The 17,298-nt window shown below is 29.3% G+C and carries 20 protein-coding genes; 8 read left to right on the forward strand and 12 right to left on the reverse strand.

Going from position 1 to position 17,298, the window contains the following annotated elements; translation table 11 throughout:
• From FDT66_RS06765 to FDT66_RS06775, 3 genes are read right to left on the reverse strand one after another with little or no spacing between them, the layout of a single operon-like run.
• Entirely contained in the window at nt 1-501 is a 501-nt protein-coding gene (locus FDT66_RS06765; protein ID WP_394347929.1) for an RNA polymerase sigma factor, read from the reverse strand.
• A 46-nt stretch (nt 502-547) separates the two neighbouring features.
• Nucleotides 548-967: a hypothetical protein gene (locus FDT66_RS06770; protein ID WP_138535412.1), complete on the reverse strand. Its 420-nt coding sequence runs from the start codon at nt 965-967 to the stop codon at nt 548-550.
• A gap of 2 nt (nt 968-969) precedes the next feature.
• The gene (locus FDT66_RS06775) at nt 970-1,659 is read right to left on the reverse strand and encodes a hypothetical protein (RefSeq protein ID WP_138535413.1); all 690 of its coding nucleotides are present in this window, start codon (nt 1,657-1,659) and stop codon (nt 970-972) included.
• A 169-nt stretch (nt 1,660-1,828) separates the two neighbouring features.
• Between FDT66_RS06775 and FDT66_RS06780 the strand changes: the two genes are divergently transcribed.
• The 3 genes from FDT66_RS06780 to FDT66_RS06790 are packed head-to-tail and all read left to right on the forward strand — an operon-like array spanning nt 1,829 to nt 3,779.
• Complete coding sequence (locus FDT66_RS06780; protein ID WP_138535414.1) at nt 1,829-2,803, forward strand: LuxE/PaaK family acyltransferase; 975 nt, start codon at nt 1,829-1,831, stop codon at nt 2,801-2,803.
• A gap of 25 nt (nt 2,804-2,828) precedes the next feature.
• Entirely contained in the window at nt 2,829-3,287 is a 459-nt protein-coding gene (gene mscL / locus FDT66_RS06785) for a large conductance mechanosensitive channel protein MscL (RefSeq protein ID WP_138535415.1), read from the forward strand.
• Between the two features lie 51 nt (nt 3,288-3,338).
• Nucleotides 3,339-3,779: a YHS domain-containing (seleno)protein gene (locus tag FDT66_RS06790; protein ID WP_138535416.1), complete on the forward strand. Its 441-nt coding sequence runs from the start codon at nt 3,339-3,341 to the stop codon at nt 3,777-3,779.
• A gap of 32 nt (nt 3,780-3,811) precedes the next feature.
• Here FDT66_RS06790 and FDT66_RS06795 read toward each other — a convergent pair whose 3' ends face one another.
• The gene (locus FDT66_RS06795; RefSeq protein WP_246034776.1) at nt 3,812-4,579 is read right to left on the reverse strand and encodes a sterol desaturase family protein; all 768 of its coding nucleotides are present in this window, start codon (nt 4,577-4,579) and stop codon (nt 3,812-3,814) included.
• A gap of 10 nt (nt 4,580-4,589) precedes the next feature.
• Nucleotides 4,590-5,882 (reverse strand): tyrosine--tRNA ligase, encoded by a 1,293-nt coding sequence (gene tyrS / locus FDT66_RS06800; protein WP_138535417.1) that lies wholly within the window; start codon nt 5,880-5,882, stop codon nt 4,590-4,592.
• A gap of 66 nt (nt 5,883-5,948) precedes the next feature.
• On the opposite strand from tyrS, the gene FDT66_RS06805 reads away from it, so the two are divergent.
• On the forward strand, nt 5,949-6,944 hold the full coding sequence (locus FDT66_RS06805) for an NAD-dependent epimerase/dehydratase family protein (protein WP_138535418.1): 996 nt from the start codon (nt 5,949-5,951) through the stop codon (nt 6,942-6,944).
• Between the two features lie 25 nt (nt 6,945-6,969).
• Here FDT66_RS06805 and FDT66_RS06810 read toward each other — a convergent pair whose 3' ends face one another.
• From FDT66_RS06810 to FDT66_RS06820, 3 genes are read right to left on the reverse strand one after another with little or no spacing between them, the layout of a single operon-like run.
• Nucleotides 6,970-7,428: a DUF4296 domain-containing protein gene (locus FDT66_RS06810; RefSeq protein ID WP_138535419.1), complete on the reverse strand. Its 459-nt coding sequence runs from the start codon at nt 7,426-7,428 to the stop codon at nt 6,970-6,972.
• Nucleotide 7,429: 1 nt separating this feature from the next.
• Complete coding sequence (locus FDT66_RS06815; RefSeq protein ID WP_138535420.1) at nt 7,430-8,767, reverse strand: dihydroorotase; 1,338 nt, start codon at nt 8,765-8,767, stop codon at nt 7,430-7,432.
• Nucleotides 8,768-8,769: 2 nt separating this feature from the next.
• A complete protein-coding gene (locus tag FDT66_RS06820) occupies nt 8,770-9,492 on the reverse strand; it encodes a polyprenol monophosphomannose synthase (RefSeq protein ID WP_138535421.1) in 723 nt (240 codons plus the stop codon).
• 104 nt (nt 9,493-9,596) lie between these two features.
• Here FDT66_RS06820 and FDT66_RS06825 point away from each other — a divergent pair, with 104 nt between their 5' ends.
• Together FDT66_RS06825 and FDT66_RS06830 are read left to right on the forward strand one after the other, a co-directional pair.
• Nucleotides 9,597-10,214, forward strand: a complete 618-nt coding sequence (locus tag FDT66_RS06825) for a DUF4271 domain-containing protein (protein ID WP_262709560.1) — start codon at nt 9,597-9,599, stop codon at nt 10,212-10,214.
• Nucleotides 10,215-10,231: 17 nt separating this feature from the next.
• A complete protein-coding gene (locus tag FDT66_RS06830; protein ID WP_138535423.1) occupies nt 10,232-10,978 on the forward strand; it encodes a uroporphyrinogen-III synthase in 747 nt (248 codons plus the stop codon).
• 53 nt (nt 10,979-11,031) lie between these two features.
• Here FDT66_RS06830 and radA read toward each other — a convergent pair whose 3' ends face one another.
• The 4 genes from radA to panC form a co-directional block, all read right to left on the reverse strand.
• Nucleotides 11,032-12,393 carry a DNA repair protein RadA gene (radA, locus tag FDT66_RS06835; protein ID WP_138535424.1) on the reverse strand — a complete coding sequence of 454 codons (1,362 nt, stop codon included), beginning with the start codon at nt 12,391-12,393 and terminating at the stop codon, nt 11,032-11,034.
• A 198-nt stretch (nt 12,394-12,591) separates the two neighbouring features.
• Nucleotides 12,592-13,536 (reverse strand): lysylphosphatidylglycerol synthase transmembrane domain-containing protein, encoded by a 945-nt coding sequence (locus tag FDT66_RS06840; protein ID WP_138535425.1) that lies wholly within the window; start codon nt 13,534-13,536, stop codon nt 12,592-12,594.
• A 2-nt stretch (nt 13,537-13,538) separates the two neighbouring features.
• Nucleotides 13,539-13,889, reverse strand: a complete 351-nt coding sequence (gene panD, locus FDT66_RS06845) for an aspartate 1-decarboxylase (RefSeq protein ID WP_088352642.1) — start codon at nt 13,887-13,889, stop codon at nt 13,539-13,541.
• 27 nt (nt 13,890-13,916) lie between these two features.
• Nucleotides 13,917-14,765, reverse strand: coding sequence for a pantoate--beta-alanine ligase (panC, locus tag FDT66_RS06850; protein WP_138535426.1), 849 nt, complete (start codon nt 14,763-14,765; stop codon nt 13,917-13,919).
• A gap of 101 nt (nt 14,766-14,866) precedes the next feature.
• Between panC and FDT66_RS06855 the strand changes: the two genes are divergently transcribed.
• Both FDT66_RS06855 and FDT66_RS06860 read left to right on the forward strand, forming a co-directional pair.
• Nucleotides 14,867-15,676, forward strand: coding sequence for a glycogen/starch synthase (locus FDT66_RS06855; protein WP_138535427.1), 810 nt, complete (start codon nt 14,867-14,869; stop codon nt 15,674-15,676).
• 11 nt (nt 15,677-15,687) lie between these two features.
• Nucleotides 15,688-17,283, forward strand: a complete 1,596-nt coding sequence (locus tag FDT66_RS06860) for a DUF4270 family protein (RefSeq protein WP_171032334.1) — start codon at nt 15,688-15,690, stop codon at nt 17,281-17,283.
• The last annotated feature ends 15 nt before the right edge of the window (nt 17,284-17,298 follow it).

Here is a 17,298-nt window from a genome sequence, read left to right on the forward strand (position 1 = left end):
TTATGCTTTTTGTTCTTTTTGTTGATGAATTTCTAACTGTTTTTTTAAAATTTTTCTAGCTCTAGATAAGTTTGATTTTGAGGTGCTTTCTGTTATATTTAAGAGGTTTGCTATTTCTTTGTGAGCATAATTATCTAAAACATATAGGTTAAAAACTAGCCGATATCTATCAGGTAATTTTTGAATAAAGCTTAGTAAAACATCTACATTAAAACTTGTACTTTCCAATTCTATTTCTTCAATTTCTTCATTTTCGGAAACTTCTTTTACAATTTGTAACGGTTGCTTTTCTCTATATTTTTGTAGGGCAGTATTTATTGTAATTCGTTTTAGCCAACCTTCAAAAGAACCTTTATTTTGGTATTGTTTTATCTTTTCGAAAATTATCAAAAAACTATCTTGCAAAGTATCTTCTGCATCTTGATAGTTTTTAGAATATTTTAAACAAATAGGAAAAAGCTTATTAGCATATAACTGATAAACTTCAGATTGTGCTGCCAACTTTTGTTGGCAGCATTCTTTTATGAGTTCTTGTAGTTTAATGCGTTTAGTTTACAGGAATTACAATTTCTTCAAAAATATTTTCTCCATTTGTATCTTTTCCTTTAAAAAATTTGAAAAGATAATCTTGTTTTTGAGAAACATTTACAATTAATTTATACTCTTTTTCGATAGTCGCTTGTGTACAGACAGCATCTAAATCTACGAAAGCTCTTACTGCAACTACTCTTGCAGTGTCTTGATATTCGTAATAAATATTGTCGAAACTATAACAACTATTTGGAAGCGTATATTTTAAATTTATAGTATCTCTAGCACCAAAAGTAAAACTTGTAGGTGTTTCTGCCTCATTTATACCAATAAACTCATATTTGTAATTTGGTAAATCGTCCGTGTTTAAACAAGAGGAAAATGCTAAAATTGCGACTAATAGTAATACTTTTTGTTTCGTAATTAAGGGTTTCATAATTAATATTTAAGAGTTGGATATCCATTTTTACATATTACAGCTGTTGGTTTTGGAGCCAAAGAACAATCTGAAATAATGTTAAATTTTATATTGTATTCATTTTCTGCTTTGTTGTAGTTTTCAACTTTGTTTAGAAAAGAAACAGTATCTATATTTTTTGAGTAAGCAATGTAGCCTTGAAAACCACCACACGCTTTTGTTCCATAGCCAACAAAAGTCCAATTTGCGGCATCGTTACAAGGTAAGCTATAGGCTAAAGTGCTAATTTCGTTAAAAGTATCCATTAATTTTCTATGTTCAATTTCTTGATCTGTTAACTCTCTTTTTACTACTAAAGTACTTTCTGAAAGTGATATAATTCTCCATGCGAAAATATTTGGATAACTATTTTTTGTAACCGTAATTAAACTATCTTTAAGTTGATAATTACCATCAATATTAAAAAAAGTTAGGGGAGGAGTTCCACACCAACCAGAAGTTCTTTCAATATAAGTTTCATCAGTTTTAAAGGTAACACCATAATTTTCGTTGGGTAAATCATTTACACGTGAAAAAGTAGTTTTTTCACCATCATAAACAGCATTAGACCAATTTCCAATTAAAAGATTGTCTGGATTTTCAATAACTGAATTATTTTCTTCACAAGAGAAAATAGTTAGTAATACAAGTAGTGAGATTATTTTTTTCATTTTGGTAAGTTTTTTATGTTTTTTTGGTTTTATAAATTTCCTTTTCAGAAACTAAAATTTCATATTCAAAGCCTTCTTCATAATTAAGCTCATAATTTGGGTTCTTTTCTTATAAGATGAAAAAAGTTGTAAAAGGTTGCGTGTATAAATGTTATTTTTGTAAAAATATATGGAAAACAACATTTTTAACATACAAACTACAACTGATTTTAATCAAGTTACTTTATCTGTTTTTAAACATCAATTTAATAACAATAAGGTATACAGGTCTTTTTGTGATTTATTATACATACATCCAAGTGATGTTACTAAAGTTGAAGAAATTCCTTTTTTACCAATTCAATTTTTTAAAAATAAAAGAGTTTTATCATCTTCAAACCAAATTGAAGAAACGTTTACCAGTTCAGGAACTACAGGAAGTATTACCAGCAAACATTTTGTAACAGACATTAATTTGTATAAAAAAAGTTACTTAAAAGGATTTGCACATTTTTATGGAAATATTGAAAATTATGCAGTTTTGGCGCTATTACCCAATTATTTGGAAAGAAAAGGATCGTCTTTGGTGTTTATGGTAGATGATTTGATACGGAAATCTAAAAATGAAGAAAGCGGTTTTTATCTAAATAATATAGAAGAATTAGCTCAAAAATTGCTAGAATTAGATAATAAAGGACAAAAAACCTTACTTATTGGAGTTTCTTTCGCTTTGTTAGATTTGATAGAAAAGCAACAGTTCAAATTAAAAAATACCATAATTATGGAAACTGGTGGTATGAAAGGAAGAAGAAAAGAGTTAATTCGTGAAGAATTGCATCAACATTTAAAAAACGGTTTTGGAGTGTCTGAAATCCATTCAGAATACGGAATGACAGAACTGCTCAGTCAAGCATATTCTAAAGGAAATGGCATTTTTGAAACACCACCTTGGATGCAAATTCTTACCAGAGATACAGAAGATGCATTAACTATAAATACTGTAAAAAAAAACGGTGGAATTAATGTAATTGATTTAGCCAATTACAATTCTTGTTCTTTTATTGCCACGCAAGATTTAGGAAAAGTTCACCAGAATGGAACCTTTGAAATTATTGGGCGTTTTGATAATTCAGATATTCGCGGATGTAATTTAATGGTTCTGTAAGTTTACAATTATATAAATAAAAGATATGAAAATTAAATTGTTAAAAGATTTTAAAGAGTTTGCTGTTAAAGGTAATATGATAGACATTGCCATTGGAGTTATAATTGGTACAGCATTTAACAAAGTAGTAAATGTATTGGTAAAAGAGGTTTTAATGCCTCCATTATCTTTCATGACAGATGGTACAAATTGGGAAAACAGAAAAATAATTTTGCGTGAAGCAATTGTAAATGAAGGTAAAACAAAAGTAGAAGAAATTGCGATTGGTTATGGAAAACTTTTAGAAGCAGGTATTGATTTTTTAGTAATTTCCTTTACCGTTTTTATAGTGATAAAACTCATGAATTCACTTAAAAAAGAAGCTGAAGATCCAAAAAACTCAAAAGTTGTTACCCCTAAAAACATTGAGTTAATGAATAAAACCAACGAACTTTTAGAAAAACAAAACGCATTTTTAATGAAGGTTTTAGGAGAGAAAAATTAATGATATTGTAAACCTTCAAGTTTTTTGTCGACAAAATAAAAAACCAAAAACATGAAAAATTTATTTACAATAGTACTATTAATTGCATCTACTACATTTTTTGCTCAAGATTATAACCTAAAAAGAGGCTATGTAGCTGAGGGTTATGATGTGGTTTCTTATTTTGATAACAACCCAAAAGAAGGTGATAAAGATTTTACTACAGAGTATGATGGTGTTAAATTCAAGTTTATTTCTAAACAAAATTTAGAAAAATTTAAAAAATCACCTCAAAAATTTATTCCTCAATATGGAGGTTATTGTGCATATGCAATTGGTTTGAAAAGTGAAAAGGTTTCTATTGACCCAGAAACATTTGAAATTAGAGACGGAAAATTATATTTATTTTATAACTCTTGGGGAATCAATACTTTAAAGCTATGGAAAAAAGAAGGAGCAGAAAAATTGAAAGAAAAAGCTGACCAGAATTGGTTGAAAATTATCAAAGAATAGTTATATAAAAATAAAAAAAGAGCTAAAATTAATTAGCTCTTTTTTTCTTCTATTTCAGTTTTCATTAATCTATCCCAAAACGTAAAATACAAACCATAATTAAAGTTGAATTTTGTGTGATGAGAATCATGATGTGTAGCTCCAATAATCCATTTTCTAAACCAATTTCCTAATTTTCCTGAAGGATACACTTCAATGCCTGCATGATTTATGGTTGCAGAAAGCGTCATAATCAATAAAACAGCGAACAAAGCATACAAATGCATAGGTAAAAAAAATACAATTATTGGTAAAAAAATAGCTTGCAAAAAAGTTTCATAAGGGTGAAATGAAAAAGCAGTAAACACTGTTGTGTGAACACTTTTATGGTGAACTTTATGAAAAAATTTATATATTTTAGGAAGATGCATCCACCTGTGAATCCAATAATAATAGGTGTCTTGTATAAATAGAAAAGCAAAAATACTTAGAGGAATATACCATAAAGGATAAGTATTAAAATCTAAATAAATAGCAGTGTAATTAATAGACCATAAATAGTAAATAAAAACTGCAATTCCACCAAAAATAAAACCACTAATTAAAGACCAGTAAATTTCTTTACGAACCTGTTTCTTTTTTAGTGGTTTTTTATTTAAAATTCTGTGTGTTAGTCGTTCTCTAAACTTATGTAAGAAAAACCAATGATAAACTCCGGAAAATGCTAAATACCTTAAAAAGATAATAGTGGCAAACACAAGAATTAGAAGAATAATTACAAAAAAATTATTAAAATCTATTTCTGTAATTATACTGTTCATAAACTCGTATTTAGGCTACAACTAGTAAATAATATGTTTTTTTACCACGTTGTAAAAGCACATATTTGTTTGCAATTAAATCTTCTTTGGTAATTGTAAAATCTTCTTTTACTTTTTCTTTATTTACAGAAATTGCATTTTCTTTTAACGCTCTTCTTGCCTCACCATTTGAATTTAAGAAGTTTGTTTTTGCAGCCAAAGCACCAATCATATCCAAACCTTCTTCAATATCTGTAGTAGAAACAGTTGCTTGAGGAACACCATCAAAAACGTCTAAAAACGTTTGTTCATCCAATGATTTTAAGTCAGGAGCTGTAGATTTTCCGAATAAAATATTAGATGCTTTTAATGCATTTTCATACGCCTCTTTTCCATGCGTCATTATGGTTACTTCTTCCCCTAATTTTTTTTGAAGTAAACGTAAATGTGGATTTTCTGTATGTTCTGCAATTAAACCCTCAATAGTTTCCTTATCTAAAAAAGTAAACTTTTTAATAAAGTTTTCAGCATCTTCATCCGAAGAATTTAACCAATATTGGTAAAATTTATAAGGCGAAGTTCTGTCTGCATTCAACCAAACATTTCCACCTTCGGTTTTTCCAAATTTTGTACCATCCGCTTTTGTAACCAAAGGAACCGTAATTGCATACGCTTTTCCTTGTGCTTTTCTACGAATTAACTCAGTTCCTGTAGTAATATTTCCCCATTGATCTGAACCCCCCATTTGTAGCATACAATTTTTCTCTTTGTATAAATGGTAAAAATCGTATCCTTGAAATAATTGGTACGTAAATTCTGTAAAACTCATTCCCACAGAAGACTCTGAACTTAAACGTTTTTTTACAGAATCTTTTGCCATCATATAGTTTACAGTAATGTGTTTTCCTGTATCTCTTACAAAATCGATTAATGAAATATCTTTCATCCAATCGTAATTGTTTACTAATTCAGCTTTATTTTCTGAAGTAGCATCAAAATCTAAAAAGCGTTCTAAATTTTCGCGAACACCAGCAATGTTTTTTGCTAAAGTAGCTTCATCTAACAAATTTCTTTCTGCAGATTTCCCAGAAGGATCTCCAACCATACCAGTTGCACCACCAATTAAAGCAATAGGATTGTGACCTGCATTTTGAAAATGCTTCAAAATAAAAATCTGTACCAAACTACCAATATGAAGTGAGTCTGCAGTTGGGTCAAAACCAATATAACCAGCCGTTTTATTTTCTAATAAATATTGTTCAGTATCTGGCATTATATCGTGCAATAATCCTCTCCAGCGTAATTCTTCTACAAAATTTGTCATTATAATTGTTTATTTTTAAAGACTACAAAGATAAACTTATCAATCAAAAAATCATAAATTAGCAGTATGATTTTAGTAACTGGAGGAACAGGTTTAGTAGGTGCACATTTATTGTATCATTTGGTAAAAAACGATGAAAAAATTCGAGCAGTTTACCGTTCTGAAGATAAAATAAATGCTGTAAAAAAAGTGTTTTCTTATTACTCTGATGATGAGACTTTAATTACTAAAATTGAATGGTTTAAGGCAGATATTACAGAAGTTCCAGCCATGATTCCTGCTTTTATTGGCATTAAAAAAGTATATCACTGCGCTGCTTTTATTTCTTTTAATCCGAAAGATTATAGAGAAATGCGAAAAGTAAATATTCACGGAACTGCAATTATTGTAAACCTTTCTATTGATGCAAAAATTGATAAACTTTGTTTTGTGGGTTCAATAGCTTCTGTTGGTGATTCTTTAAAAGGCAATTTGATTACTGAAGAAAACGAATGGAATAAAGAGGCAGATAATAGTGGCTATTCCATCACAAAGTTTGGTGCAGAAATGGAAGTTTGGCGTGCAAGTCAAGAAAATGTAGATGTTGTAATTGTAAACCCTGGCATTATTTTAGGAAGTGGTTTTTTTAATGCTGGTTCAGGTAAATTATTTAGTCAAGTTTATAACGGATTTAAATATTATACAGAAGGTGTTACTGGTTTTGTAGGCGTGAAAGATGTTGTAAAAGCCATGATTTTATCTATGAATTCTGATGTGAAAAATGAACGTTTTATATTGGTGTCAGAAAATAAAACATACAAAGAAGTTTTATTTGCAATTGCAGATGGTTTTGGTAAAAAACGTCCTTCAAAAAAAATAAAACCTTGGCAAACAGCTATTTTATGGCGTTTTGCATCATTTGTATCTAAAATTACTGGAGTTGCACCTTTGTTAAGCAAATACTCAGCAAAAAGCGCTCATGAGGTCTCAAAATATTCTTCAGAAAAGTTTGAAAAAACGTTTAATTATCAATTCGAAAAAGTAGAAGATGTTATAAGAGAAGTTTGTAAAAATTATACTTAAGAATGTTATTAGTTTCTCTTTTAAATTAATTTAAAGTATCTTTTTTAATAGTACCTAAACTATCTTTAACGAGTTTTAAACTGTCTAGTTTCATTTGAATTTTTCTGGCCTTAACTGTAGAATCTTTTCGAATAGAATCTAAAACTGTTTTTTGTCTTTTAAAAACTTCACTTCTTTTTTCTAAACTCTTTTTTGCACTGTCTAACAAATCTTGATACATATCAATTTTAGACATGTAGTACAAATTACTTTCCATAAAACGTGTACTATCAATTTTAAATTTATCGTACACGAAAGGCATGTAATTGATGTTTTTTTCGTTGTTTTTATTTTTAATAAATTTAGCACTACCTGCAATAACCATTTCTTGCAATAAAAGACTCATAGTATCTTGTGGAATTAAGTCTTTCGGTTTTTCAAAAATGGTATTACTTGTGCAAGAAACCAAGAAAGTGACAATAAAAAGGGTGCTTATTTTCTTCATTTTATCTATTAAAAGTAATACGTTTTCCTTTTATATCATCATTAAAAACACCATTGTTGTATATTAAATTTCCGTTTACAAAAGTATGTGTTATTGTTGATGAAAATGTAGTTCCTTCAAAAGGAGACCAACCACATTTATATAAAATATTGTCTTTAGAAACAGTTTGAGATTTGTTTGGATCAATTAAAACCAAATCTGCATAAAAACCTTCTTTTATAAAGCCTCTTTTTTCAATTTGAAATAATTTAGCAGGATTATGACTCATTTTCTCCACTGCTTTTTCAATTGGAATAACGCCTTCTTTTACCTTTTCTAAAATGGCTACTACAGCATGCTGTACTAATGGACCACCACTTGGAGCTTTTTTGTAAACATTAGATTTTTCATCCAAAGTATGTGGAGCATGATCAGTTGCTAAAACGTCAATTCTATCATCTAACAAAGCTTCCCATAAACCCAATCTATCTTTTTCTGTTTTTACAGCAGGATTCCATTTAATATGAGTTCCTTTTTCGTCATAATCTTTATTGTTAAACCATAAATGATGTACGCATACTTCTGCAGTAATTTGTTTTTCTTCCAAAGGAATGTCATTTCTAAAAAGTTCAGTTTCTTTAGCTGTAGAAACATGAAAAATATGAATTCTAGCGCCAGTTTTTTTAGCCAATTCAACTGCTTTGGATGAAGAAATATAACAAGCTTCTTCACTTCTAATAATTGGATGGTATTTAATAGGAATATCGTCACCAAATTTTTTTGTAAACTCAGCAGTATTTTTTCTAATAGTTGCTTCATCTTCACAGTGTAAAGAAATAATCATTTTTGTAGATGAAAATATTTTTTCTAAAACCTCTACATCATCTACCAACATATTTCCAGTAGAAGAACCTAAAAATAATTTAATTCCTGCTACTTTTTTAGGATCTGTTTTGAGTAATTCTTCTAAATTATTATTTGTGCCACCAAACATAAAAGAGTAGTTTGCATAGGATGTTTTAGATGCAATTTCAAATTTGTTCTCTAAAAGTTGTTGTGTAGTTGCTTGCGGTACTGTATTTGGCTGTTCTATAAAAGTAGTAATTCCACCAGCAACTGCAGCTCTACTTTCTGTTGCTATGTTTGCTTTATGTGTTAGTCCTGGTTCTCTAAAATGCACTTGATCGTCTATAAAACCAGGTATTAAATAACTGCCTTTGGCATCAATAATTTCTGCGTTTTCTGGTGCAGTAATTTTAGAAGAAACTTTTTTTATGATTTCGTTTTCAATCAAAACATCACCAGTAAAAGTTTTGTTTTCATTAATTATGGTTGCATTTTTTATTAGAATGATGCTCATTTTTAATTTTTTGGTAATCCGTTTATTCTCATTTTTATTACTCCAAAAAGCGCTTCAGAAACAATATTTCCACTCATTTTAGATTTCCCTAAAGTTCTGTCAGTAAAGACTACAGAAACTTCTTTGATGTTAAAACCATGTTTCCATGCTTTAAATTTCATTTCTATTTGAAAAGCGTACCCAATAAATTTAATTTTATCTAAATTAATGGTTTCTAGCACTTCACGTTTCCAACAAACAAAACCTGCAGTGGTATCAAACACAGGAATTCTAGTTATAAATCTCACATATTTTGAGGCAAAATAAGACAGTAAAACTCTTTTCATTGGCCAGTTTACTACGTTTACGCCTTGTGAATATCTTGAGCCTATAGAAACATCTCCACCATTTTTATGACAAGCATTGTACAAACGAACCAAATCTTTTGGATTGTGAGAAAAATCTGCATCCATTTCTATAATATACTGGTAATTACGTTTCAAAGCCCATTTAAAACCATGAATGTAGGCAGTTCCTAAGCCGTTTTTTCCTTTTCTTTTTTCGATAAAAAGTTGGTTTGGAAATTCGATAATTAAGGTATCTACAATAGTTCCAGTTCCATCAGGTGAATTATCATCTACAACTAAAATATGGAATCCTTTTTTTTGATTGAAAACTGCTCTAACAATAGCTTCTATATTTTCTTTTTCGTTGTAAGTAGGAATTATGACTAGCGCGTCTGACATAAATTAAATTTCATGTAGTAAGAAAGCAAATATACATTTTTTAATTACTAATTTTGTGTTAATCTTACCAAACCAAAAAAGTGCAAGCACTAGAAAAAAATTTAATGGACTCATCATGGATAACCATAATCTTGGTTTTTTTGTTAGCACTAATAGTAGTGTTAAAAATGTTAGATTCTGAAAAATTAAAAGGATATTTTCTAGCGCTGTTAAATAAAGGCTTTGTAGAAACAGAGGTAGAAGAAAATGTTTCTTTTTTAAATACTTTTCACGTTGTACTTTTTATATTTTCAACCACCATTATTTCTTTAATTACGTACACTTTTATTATTGAAAGTGTAGCTGAATTTGATGTTGATTTTTTATCATTTTTATTAGTATTTACAACTGTAACAAGTTATTTTTTACTAAAATGGACTTTAGAAACTGCTATTTCTCGTCTTTTTTTAATAAAAAATAGCGTTAAATTTTATTTGGTATCTAAATTTAGTTACTTGTATTGTATTAGTTTTTTACTGTTTATTGTATTCATAATTATACAGTATAGTTCATTAAACAACAATATTTTATTTTATACAGCTGCTTTTTTATTTTTACTAAGATTTGTTTTTCATGTTAGTAATAACAAAAACCTGATTTTTAGTAAGTTGTTTTATTTTATTTTGTACATTTGCGCCTTTGAAATAGCACCGCTATTTATACTGTTTAAATTGATGCTTTAAAATTAAAACCAAAGCGTATGAAAGTGAAAACGATTTTAGTATCGCAACCTGCACCAAAGACAGAAACTTCTCCTTATTTTGATTTGTCTGATAAACAGAAAGTAAAGATAGATTTTAGATCTTTTATTCATGTAGAAGGTATTCCTATTAAAGAAGTAAGAAACCAAAAAGTTGATTTTAAAAATTTTACTGCGATTATTTTAACCAGTAGAAATGCAGTAGATTATTTTTTTAAAATTGCTGAAGAAATGCGTTTTAAAGTGCCAGATGATATGAAATATTTCTGTCAATCTGAAGCTGTTGCATACTATTTACAAAAATACGTTGTGTACAGAAAACGTAAAATTTACGTAGGGAACAGAACGTTTCCAGAATTAACAAAACTGATTAAAAAACACAAAACCGAAAAGTTTTTACTACCATCTTCAGACAAATTAAAACCTTTAATACCTGAAGAATTAGATAAATTAGGTGTAAAATGGACACGTTTAGATTTGTATAGAACTGTAATTAGTGATTTATCGGATTTAGAAAATGTATTTTACGACATTTTAGTGTTTTTCAGTCCTTCAGGGATAGAATCATTATTTCATAATTTTCCTGAATTCAAGCAAAACAATACTAGAATAGCCGCTTTCGGAAATTCTACAGTACAAGCAGTTACAGATGCTGGTTTAAAATGTGATATACAAGCACCATCTCCAGAAACACCATCTATGACTATGGCTTTAGATAAATATATAAAATCTGTAAATAAGAAATAATTTACTTTTTAAGGTATAAAATTATAGAAACCAAGCAGCAATGCTTGGTTTTTTTATGCAAATAAAGTAGCAAAAGCTTCCTCAATCTTTCCTACTAAAATCAATTTTATGTTGTGGTTTTTAGAAGAAATTTTGTTGTATTTAGAGGCAACAAAGGTTTTATAACCTAATTTTTCTGCTTCTAAAATTCGCTGGTCAATTTTTGAAACTGGCCTTATTTCACCTGCTAAACCAACTTCCGCAGCAAAACATACATTAGGGTTAATTGCAATGTCTTGATTTGAGGATAAAATTGCTGCAACCACTGCCAAATCAATTGCAGGATCATCTACATTTATGCCTCCAGTAATATTTAAAAAAACATCTTTTGCGCCCAATTTAAAACCTGCTCTTTTTTCTAAAACAGCTAAAATCATGTGCAATCGCTTTAAATTATAACCAGTAGTAGAACGTTGTGGAGTTCCATAAACAGCTGTAGAAACCAATGCTTGAATTTCAATCATTAATGGTCTAATGCCTTCTAAAGTGCTTGCAATAGCAGTTCCACTTAAATCTGCATCTTTTTTTGAAATTAAAATTTCAGATGGATTGGAAATTTCTCGTAAACCATTAGAAAGCATTTCATAAATACCCAATTCAGAGGTTGAGCCAAATCGGTTTTTTTGACTTCTTAAAATTCTATAGGTATGATTTCTGTCGCCTTCAAATTGTAAAACAACATCTACCATGTGTTCTAAAATTTTAGGACCAGCAATGTTTCCTTCTTTATTAATATGACCAATTAATAAAACTGGTGTAGCAGTTTCTTTGGCGAATTTTATGAGTTCTGCAGAGGTTTCTCTAATTTGAGAAATACTTCCTGGAGAGGCTTCAATATTATTAGTGTGAAGTGTTTGTATGGAATCGATTACTAAAACTTCTGGTTCTGTTTCTTCAATATTTTTGAAGATTTGTTGTGTATTGGTTTCAGTTAAAATTAAACAATTAGAGTTTTTCGCATCCAAACGTTCTGCTCTCATTTTTATTTGAGATTGACTTTCTTCACCAGAAACGTATAATACTTTTTGACGAATGTTTAATGCAACCTGTAATAATAAAGTCGACTTTCCAATACCAGGTTCTCCACCTAAAAGCGTTACAGACCCTTTTACCAATCCACCACCTAAAACTGTGTCTAATTCATTGTTGTTGGTAACAACTCTTTCTTCTGGATTTAGTTGAATATCAGCAATTTTTAAAGGCTTATTGATAACACTTTTTGCTGTTGTAGATTGTTTCCAAACTCTTTTTTCTTCTTTCTGAATAACTTCTTCAACAATGGTATTCCATTCTTTACAAGCGCCACATTGCCCAACCCATTTTGCGTGTTGTGTGCCACAATTTTGACAGAAAAAAGTTGTTTTGGTTTTGGCCATTTTTAAAGAGTTTCTAAGATTTGAAAGTAACAAAGTTACAAAGTTTATAGGCTGATAACTTTTAAATATTTAATAAAAATAAGATTTTCTATTTGTTAGCAAATACTTGCGTTAGCGATTGAATGGCTTGTTTGAGCTCTTTTTTATTTTCAAAAAAAGCGAGTAATGAAAGCGCGACCTTTAGGGAACGCCCAAAAATTATTTCACTTTATTATAAATAGGAAGTATAAGAAATGCCAAACCTCCAAAAACAACAATCATAGCTGTTTGTGCAGTCCACATAATCCAACCAAAAGCGGTTGCAGGTTCTGTTTCAATTCCGAATAAAGCCAAAGCACCAGCAACAGCAACTGGATATAAACCTATACCTCCATTGGTTGCAGCTATAGAAAATCCACCAGCAATAAAGCCAATTAAGATTCCTCCAAAAGGAACTTGTAACCCTTCAATTGCAGGAATTGTTGCCCAAAACATGGCTACGTACATTACCCAAATAAAAACAGTATGGAAAATAAAAGCCCATTTGTTTTTCATTTTAAAAATACTGGTAACTCCTTCAATTAAGCCAGAAATGAAGGTTTTGATTTTTAGTAAAAATCCAGATGTTGCTTTTTTAACATAAAACCTAAAAATAAAAAAGCCAATAATTAATAATACTAAGCCAATAATTATTTTATTTGAATCGAAATTTTTGGTAAGTAGGTTGTAAATAAAATCATACTGAACAAAAAGGGTAATTGCAACAATACAAAGCATCATAATTAAATCTGCAATTCTTTCTGCTACAATAGTTCCAAAACCTTTTTCAAACGGAACTTTTTCGTAGTTTGCCAAAACTGTAGCTCTTGAAATTTCACCTGCTCTTGGCAATGCTAAATTTACCAAATAGCCAACTAATACCGCCAAAACACTGTTGGTAAATTTTGGCTTAAAACCCAAAGGCTCTAGCATAAATTTCCACCTATAAGCTCTCGATAAATGACTTAAAATTCCGAAAAATAATCCAAGGAAAATCCAGCTATAATTTGCTTCCTTAAAATATTTGCCCAATGTTTCTATGGAAATTTCTGACAAAGAATACCAAACTAAAAAACCTCCCAAAGCGAGAGGTAATATAATTTTTAAAACTTTTTTGATATTCAAAACTATGTTAAGGTATTGTCTTTTTCGTTTGGAAAAACTAATTGAGGTTTAAAAACTTTTGCTTCTTCAAGCTCCATAAAAGCATAAACAATTAAAATTAACACATCACCTACAGCAACCAAACGTGAGGCTGCACCATTTAAGGTAATTTCACCACTTCCTCTTGGGCCAGGAATTGCATATGTTTCTAAACGATTTCCATTGTTATTGTTTACAATTTGAACACGTTCTCCTTCAATAATTCCTGCAGCATCCATTAAATCTTCATCAATGGTAATGCTTCCTATATAGTTTAAATCTGCACCTGTAACTTTTACACGGTGGATTTTAGATTTTACAACTTGTACTAACATTTGGCAAAAATACTATTTTTTTAGTTACTAATTTCTTAAACGAATGTTATCAATTAATCTTATTTTTCCTGCAAAAACCGCAATAAAAGCACGATAATTTTTATTAGATTCTTTAGTTTCTGCTGTTTCTAATGTTTTTTCTTCGGCAATCGTAAAATATTCTAACTCTAATAAAGGTTGTTTTTTAAATTGATTTTGTACCCATTCGTTAATTTCAGAAGCACTTTTTGTGCCAAATTTTTTTCGAACTTTTTTAAGGGTTTTAAAAATAAATGGTGCAATTTTTCTATGTTCTTCTGTTAAACGAACATTTCTAGAGCTCATAGCTAAACCATCTTTTTCTCTAAAAATTGGACAACCTTTAATTTTTACAGGAATTTGGTTCTTTTTCACCATTTTTTTTATGATTTGTAACTGCTGAAAATCTTTTTGTCCAAAATAAGCTTTATCTGGTTTTACAATTTCAAATAACGTTTTTACAATGGTACCAACACCATCAAAGTGTCCTTCTCTAAATTTTCCTTCCATTTGATGCTCTAAACCATCAAAATTAAACTTTTTTGAAATTATATTCGTGTCATAAATTTCTGCTACAGAAGGATGAAATAAAACGTCACAGGAAACAGATTCTAATAGTTTAGTATCATTTTTTAGTGTTTTAGGGTATTTTTTTAAATCTTCTACGTTATCAAATTGTGTAGGATTCACAAAAATACTAACCACAACAACGTCATTTTTTTCTTTCGCTTTTTCAATTAAAGACAAATGACCTTTGTGTAAAGCGCCCATTGTTGGTACAAAACCAATTGTTTTATTTGCCAATTTAATAGTAGCTAAATATTTTTGTAAAGTATCTTTTTCTGTAAAAAATTTCATTTTAAAACCATTAGTATTGTCTGCAAACTTAGCATTTTAACACGATATTTGCATATTAATTTGTACTTTTGCAAATCTCATAATAAAAAGAGTTTGATTTAATGAAGGACAAGAGAATATTATTTGTTTCATCGGAAGTTGTACCATACTTGCCAGAAACAGAATTATCGTCAACTTCTTTTAATGCTGCAAAAAACGCACATTCTAAAGGGGTACAAACTAGAATTTTCATGCCAAGGTTTGGTGTAATTAACGAAAGAAGACACCAATTACACGAAGTTATTCGTTTATCTGGAATGAATTTAGTGGTAAATGATATGGATATGCCATTGATAATAAAAGTTGCCTCTATTCCAAAAGAAAGAATGCAAGTTTATTTTATAGATAACGAAGAATATTTCAAAAGAAAAGCTGTTTTTACAGATGAAGATGACAAACTTTTTGACGATAATGACGAACGCGCCATTTTCTTTGCAAAAGGAGTTATTGAAACTGTAAAAAAATTAAACTGGGCGCCAGATATCATTCATGTTCATGGCTGGTTGGCTTCGTTATTACCTCTTTATTTGAGAGAGTTTTACAATGAAGAACCTCTTTTTACAGAAAGCAAAATTGTAACTTCTATTTACAATAATTCTTTTGAAGGTAATTTAAATGATAAATTGGCAGAAAAAGTTCAGTTTGATTTAAATGAAAATAAAAAAATAGCAACTATAAAAACACCTAACCATACCAATATTTTAAAGAGTGCTATTGAAAATTCAGACGCAGTTATTCATGGTAGTGAAGATATTTCAGAGGAATTATCTTTATTTATTGAAGAGAAAGAAATACCTGTTTTAGGTTTTCAAGAAGAAAATTTTAAAGAAAGTTATTTAAATTTTTATGCTGATTTAATTGCAGTAAAGTAAATTGTTATATGGTGAAAAAAAGTATTAGAAAAACAACACAAATTGGTGTTATGTGTTTGTTGTTTGCAGGTATTATTTCTTGCGAAAAAGATTTTACAGATATTGGAACAAACGTTGTAAGCAATACAAAATTTACAACTCACGATATTACTTTAGAAGTTTTACTTTCTAACGTACCTATTGAAAGTGTTAGAGCTGATGGTTTAGATTTAACTGATGCACCATACTTTGGTTTTCAAGGTCAATACTTATTGGGTGTTCATAACAGAGATCAATACGAAAAAATAGAAGCTTCTATAATTTCTCAGGTAAACATCAATACAGCTTTATCTGTTAGTAGTTATGCAAATCCTGATGACTTGGTTTTTGAAACAAGCATTGATACCGCTTTTTTAAAATTACCATACTACTCAACATTAGTTTCAAACACAGACAAACCTGAATATACATTAGATTCAATAATAGGTGATAAGGCAATACCTTTTACTTTAAATATTTATGAACTAGAAACATATTTAAATACGCTGAATCCTGCTGATCCTACAAAAAGAAACCGTTTTTTATCTAATGAAACGTATCAAAATAAAGGCATTCCTTTAACAGAGATTGAAGATTTTGATTTCATGCCTACAACTAAAGATACTTTAATAATTATTAAAAGAAGAAACAGTTTAGGAGATTTATTTGAAACAGATACTATTAAATATACTAATAACCCAAGCTCAGAAATTCCTTTACCAATGGCTATTATTCCATTAAAAAAGAGTTTTGTTAAAGAAAAGTTTTTGGACAATTATGAAACTGATAATTTTGCTTCTCAAAATGCGTTTAATGATTATTTTAGAGGGCTTGTAATTGAAGCCAAAGAAAAAACAAAAGGAGGTTCATTAATTTCATTCAACTTAAGAAACTCCAGCATATCTTCATTAAGACCTTTAATTGAAGTTTATTACACAAACACATTTTTTAAGAAAAATAGTACAGAAATTGATACTGTAATAAAAGTTAATCACTCTTATCAATTAGGAGGAATTATAAATAACAAATACAATATGACTGATAAAGTTTACCCAGTAAACAATCAGGTTGTGTTGCAAGGAGCTGCAGGTTCTGAAGCAAAAGTTGAAATTTTAAATAGTACAGAACTTGAGGATTTAAGACAAAAAAATTGGCTTATAAATGATGCTTCTTTGACTTTTTATATAAATCAAGATGCTGACACGACTGCTGTTCCTAGCAGACTATATTTATACAAAAGAGGTGAAAATTCAAACGGAAACCCTATCTTAGGACAGGTTAAAGACGTATATTCAGAAGGTGCTGTTTTATTTGGTGGAGCACTGCTTAAAAATAATAATAAAAAAGATCGTTATACTTTTAGAATAACAGATTATTTATCAGATTTAATAGGTGGTGAAACAAATTACGCTCCACCATTAAGATTAAAAGTTTATAATATCTCAGATTTCCCTACTTCTGCAGGTGATACTATTTTCAGACCATACAGCTGGAATCCAAAAGCGGTTACAATTTTAAATGGAGATGAAAGTATAAATGGTGTAAGAAGAGCCAAACTAAAAATTTCATACACCAAAAAGAAAGATTAAAAATCAACTAACTAA

The sequence above is a fragment of the Polaribacter aestuariivivens genome, from assembly GCF_005885675.1.
GTDB lineage: Bacteria > Bacteroidota > Bacteroidia > Flavobacteriales > Flavobacteriaceae > Polaribacter > Polaribacter aestuariivivens.

Bases quoted from the DNA above. Each gene is read 5' to 3' on its own strand.
- FDT66_RS06770 (WP_138535412.1), bottom strand. From the start codon at position 967: ATGAAACCCTTAATTACGAAACAAAAAGTATTACTATTAGTCGCAATT.
- FDT66_RS06775 (WP_138535413.1), bottom strand. From the start codon at position 1,659: ATGAAAAAAATAATCTCACTACTTGTATTACTAACTATTTTCTCTTGT.
- FDT66_RS06780 (WP_138535414.1), top strand. From the start codon at position 1,829: ATGGAAAACAACATTTTTAACATACAAACTACAACTGATTTTAATCAA.
- mscL (WP_138535415.1), top strand. From the start codon at position 2,829: ATGAAAATTAAATTGTTAAAAGATTTTAAAGAGTTTGCTGTTAAAGGT.
- FDT66_RS06790 (WP_138535416.1), top strand. From the start codon at position 3,339: ATGAAAAATTTATTTACAATAGTACTATTAATTGCATCTACTACATTT.
- FDT66_RS06795 (WP_246034776.1), bottom strand. From the start codon at position 4,579: ATGAACAGTATAATTACAGAAATAGATTTTAATAATTTTTTTGTAATT.
- tyrS (WP_138535417.1), bottom strand. From the start codon at position 5,882: ATGACAAATTTTGTAGAAGAATTACGCTGGAGAGGATTATTGCACGAT.
- FDT66_RS06805 (WP_138535418.1), top strand. From the start codon at position 5,949: ATGATTTTAGTAACTGGAGGAACAGGTTTAGTAGGTGCACATTTATTG.
- FDT66_RS06810 (WP_138535419.1), bottom strand. From the start codon at position 7,428: ATGAAGAAAATAAGCACCCTTTTTATTGTCACTTTCTTGGTTTCTTGC.
- FDT66_RS06815 (WP_138535420.1), bottom strand. From the start codon at position 8,767: ATGAGCATCATTCTAATAAAAAATGCAACCATAATTAATGAAAACAAA.
- FDT66_RS06820 (WP_138535421.1), bottom strand. From the start codon at position 9,492: ATGTCAGACGCGCTAGTCATAATTCCTACTTACAACGAAAAAGAAAAT.
- FDT66_RS06825 (WP_262709560.1), top strand. From the start codon at position 9,597: ATGGACTCATCATGGATAACCATAATCTTGGTTTTTTTGTTAGCACTA.
- FDT66_RS06830 (WP_138535423.1), top strand. From the start codon at position 10,232: ATGAAAGTGAAAACGATTTTAGTATCGCAACCTGCACCAAAGACAGAA.
- radA (WP_138535424.1), bottom strand. From the start codon at position 12,393: ATGGCCAAAACCAAAACAACTTTTTTCTGTCAAAATTGTGGCACACAA.
- panD (WP_088352642.1), bottom strand. From the start codon at position 13,889: ATGTTAGTACAAGTTGTAAAATCTAAAATCCACCGTGTAAAAGTTACA.
- panC (WP_138535426.1), bottom strand. From the start codon at position 14,765: ATGAAATTTTTTACAGAAAAAGATACTTTACAAAAATATTTAGCTACT.
- FDT66_RS06855 (WP_138535427.1), top strand. From the start codon at position 14,867: ATGAAGGACAAGAGAATATTATTTGTTTCATCGGAAGTTGTACCATAC.